This is a genomic window from Bacillus sp. DC4300-2b2 (assembly GCF_049895685.1).
Classification (GTDB): Bacteria; Bacillota; Bacilli; order Bacillales; family Bacillaceae; genus Bacillus; species Bacillus safensis.
In genome coordinates this window covers 1-3,525 of record NZ_JAFCSW010000011.1, presented here as the reverse complement: position 1 = coordinate 3,525, position 3,525 = coordinate 1, and the positions used below count along the sequence as shown (strand labels likewise).

Sequence of the window (3,525 nt, the reverse complement as noted above, 5' to 3'; positions counted from 1 at the left end):
GAGATGTGGTAGATTTCTTCATGGCGTTGCTCTCCTTTGCGGATTCGACACCCCGAGCCTACAGGCTCAAGGTGAGCAACGCCTGCCCTCCAATTTCAACATTGACCGGGACATCCCCCACCACAGATTACACCCCAGTTTCACTGGATGACAATAATTTCGACATCGGAGCCTATATCGAAGTTGCACGTCAACTGAACAGCGACTCGATTTGCTTCTTGAATACAACGAGTGAGATCTTAGCGGATCACTGGCTATACAAACTCGCCTCCAATCTAAGTGCTCCCGGGGTTGGTCTAGTAGGAGCCACCAGCTCCTTTGAAAGTATGAGGTCCGCCGACATAGCATTTCCAAGCTTTCCGAATCCTCATATTCGCTCAAACGCGTTTATGATAAGCCGCAAGCTCTTCTGCACAGTTACTCATGACGTTAGAATTACAGACAAGCTTTCCACTCATAATTTTGAAAGCGGATCGCAGGGACTTACCAGAAAAATTTTGAGTATGGGCCTCCGCCCAATTTTAGTCGGCCGAAACGGCAGGGGCTACTCAATCGAGAACTGGGCGACGAGTGGAACCTTTCGTCAAGCCAGGCAGGAAAATCTCTTAGTCGCCGACAATCAAACACGGCTATTCGCGAATCTGCCTTTCTTTGAAAAAAGCCGGCTAGCTGCGATGGCGTGGGGTCGCTTTTTGCAGAGGAACAGCTTTGCAACGCAGCCGAAGGTCCCGCATTAGCTACCTTGAATATCCCCCATATCGAACCTCACTCCTTCACGGGAAAAAGCATGAAAGCAGTAATCCTTGCGGGTGGTCTCGGAACTCGCATCAGCGAAGAAACCGCCGTCCGTCCGAAGCCAATGATCGAAATTGGTGGTCGGCCGATTCTTTGGCACATCATGAAGATATATTCATCCCACGGGATAAACGACTTTATCATTTGCTGCGGGTACAAGGGCTATTTGATCAAGGAGTATTTTGCGAACTATTTTCTCCATATGTCCGACGTCACTTTCGACATGGAACACAATAAAATGGAAGTGCTCGGAAGATACTCCGAACCATGGCGCGTAAGCCTGATTGATACAGGCGAGAACACCATGACCGGAGGGCGCCTAAGAAGGGTGCAGGAACATCTCGACGAGGAGGATTTTTGCTTGACGTATGGCGACGGTGTCGGCGACGTCGATGTGCGGTCCCTGGTGTCATTTCATCAATCCTCGCGTTGCTTAGCCACATTAACAGCCACCCAACCTCCCGGTAGATTCGGAGCGCTGGCTCTCGATGGCGATCGAGTGACCAACTTTCTTGAAAAGCCTCAAGGCGATGGCGGCTGGGTTAACGGAGGATTCTTCGTACTGTCGCCAAGGGTATTTGAATACATAGAGGGAGATGATTCCGTTTGGGAAGCCAAACCGATGGAACGACTTGCGGCCGATGGCCAGCTTAACGCCTGGTTTCACAGAGGTTTTTGGCAGCCGATGGATACTCAGCGAGACAAAACCCATCTCGAGCAGTTATGGGCATCCGGCGATGCTCCTTGGAAAACGTGGTGAAAAAAATGTTCAATCACGCCTATCGAGATCGTCGGGTTTTACTAACAGGTCACACAGGCTTCAAAGGTAGCTGGCTTGCGCTATGGCTTCAGCAATTAGGCGCTCAAGTAACGGGTCTCTCACTTAGTCCTGATGCTGAGCCCAATCACTGGAATCTGCTGAATCTAGAAATCAGTTCTAAAATTGTCGACATTCGAAACGACCCTGATCTCAGCCGCGCGTTAAGGGATGCCAATCCAGAGATTGTCTTTCACTTGGCAGCCCAGCCCCTTGTGCGCAGATCATACAATCAGCCAATGGAGACTTGGAGTACCAATGTCTTAGGGACAGCCAATCTTCTCAACTCATGTCGAGCACTGGACAATCTGGTCGGAATAGTAATCGTTACAACCGACAAGTGTTATCTTAATCGTGAGTGGCCTTATAGCTATCGGGAAATAGACCGATTAGGTGGACATGACCCTTATAGTGCTTCGAAAGCTGGCGCTGAGCTTGTCGTAGAGAGCTTTCGACATTCGTTTTACAATACAAATGGGAGCCCTCAGCTCGCGACGGTCCGCGCTGGAAACGTCATTGGCGGAGGTGATTGGTCAGAAGATCGTTTGATACCAGATGTTATCCGCTCTATTGAACAAGGAACCGCAATTCAAGTTCGCTCGCCACAGGCAACGCGACCATGGCAGCACGTATTGGAGTGTTTATCCGGTTACTTGCTTCTTGGCCAGCAGTTCTTAGAACACTCACGGGGCTTCGACGAGGCTTGGAATTTTGGACCAGGCGCCGATGGAAATCAAACCGTGGAGGATGTGCTATTTGCTCTAAAGCAGCAGTGGAAAAGCGTATCTTGGAATTCCGCGCACGGCATGCAGCCTCATGAAGCAAAGCTTTTGCAGCTCGACTGCAGCAAGGCCCAGCAGCGATTGAAATGGGCACCCGTTTTGTCTTTCGATCAAGCGATTGCGATGACCGCCCAATGGTATCGCTCATGGTTTGAAGATCACGAGATTCTAACAACAAAGCAACTCGCTGATTACATCCGCCTCGGCTCGGACAAGGGCCATGTCTGGACGAAATCCAATGGCTAGCAAGAAGAGGGTATCATCCGTGCTAGCACCAACATGCCGACATTGCGGCACAAAGTTGAATAGCAAATTTCTCGATCTGGGATTCGCACCGCCGTCGAACGCATACTTAAGCAAGGAAGCTCTTCGTGAACCCGAAAAAACATTCCCTCTTCGCGTCCACGTCTGTACGACGTGTTGGCTTGTTCAGACTGAAGACTACGCTAGAGCGGATGAGGTGTTCTCCTCGGACTATGCCTACTTCTCATCGACATCGAAGAGCTGGCTAGAGCACGCAAGGCTGTACGCTGAGACTATTACTCAGCATCTCAGACTAAACGGAGAGAGCTTTGTTATCGAGGTAGCTTCGAATGACGGCTATCTACTAAAGAACTTCGTTTCCGCGGGAATACCATGTCTTGGCATTGAGCCAACGGTTAGCACCGCTAATGCAGCCGAGCTAGCCGGGGTTCCTGTGATACGAGATTTTTTCTGCACAGACCTCGCCAGAAAACTCGCTAAAGAAGGCAAAATTGCCGATCTAATCTGCGGAAACAACGTTTATGCCCACGTCCCCAACATTAATGATTTCACGGAAGGCCTGAAAATTGCGCTTAAACAAGGGGGGACAATTACTCTCGAATTCCCTCATCTAATGAAGCTGATCGAATTCTGCCAGTTCGACACTGTGTATCATGAACATTTCTCATACCTCTCTTTAACCGTTACAACGCGCATCTTCCAGAGCGTCGGCCTTCGAGTTTTCAATGTTGAAGAACTGCCGACACACGGTACGCATCCGGCCAGCACCCCAGGCACGATGACTACCGCGAAGCGCTCAGGCAGCAACGGCGGCCTTTGACCGTTGGTTCGCCTTCCAATTCCAGGGAAGCAATTCGTTGACTTTGT

The 3,525-nt window shown here is 50.2% G+C and carries 4 protein-coding genes; all 4 read left to right on the top strand.

The window, feature by feature from the left end; all coding sequences use genetic code 11:
- Nucleotides 1–737 (top strand): hypothetical protein (locus ACP69X_RS18815; RefSeq protein ID WP_426052968.1); only part of this gene is annotated, 737 nt, incomplete at its 5' end.
- 50 nt (nucleotides 738–787) lie between these two features.
- Nucleotides 788–1,555, top strand: a complete 768-nt coding sequence (gene rfbF / locus ACP69X_RS18810; protein WP_426052967.1) for a glucose-1-phosphate cytidylyltransferase — start codon at nucleotides 788–790, stop codon at nucleotides 1,553–1,555.
- Nucleotides 1,549–2,640 carry a CDP-glucose 4,6-dehydratase gene (rfbG, locus tag ACP69X_RS18805; RefSeq protein ID WP_426052969.1) on the top strand — a complete coding sequence of 364 codons (1,092 nt, stop codon included), beginning with the start codon at nucleotides 1,549–1,551 and terminating at the stop codon, nucleotides 2,638–2,640. The genes rfbF and rfbG overlap by 7 nt, the downstream gene beginning before the upstream one ends.
- Entirely contained in the window at nucleotides 2,633–3,478 is an 846-nt protein-coding gene (locus ACP69X_RS18800) for a methyltransferase domain-containing protein (RefSeq protein ID WP_426052966.1), read from the top strand. The genes rfbG and ACP69X_RS18800 overlap by 8 nt, the downstream gene beginning before the upstream one ends.
- The last annotated feature ends 47 nt before the right edge of the window (nucleotides 3,479–3,525 follow it).

Bases quoted from the DNA above. Each gene is read 5' to 3' on its own strand.
- ACP69X_RS18800 (WP_426052966.1), top strand. From the start codon at position 2,633: ATGGCTAGCAAGAAGAGGGTATCATCCGTGCTAGCACCAACATGCCGA.
- rfbF (WP_426052967.1), top strand. From the start codon at position 788: ATGAAAGCAGTAATCCTTGCGGGTGGTCTCGGAACTCGCATCAGCGAA.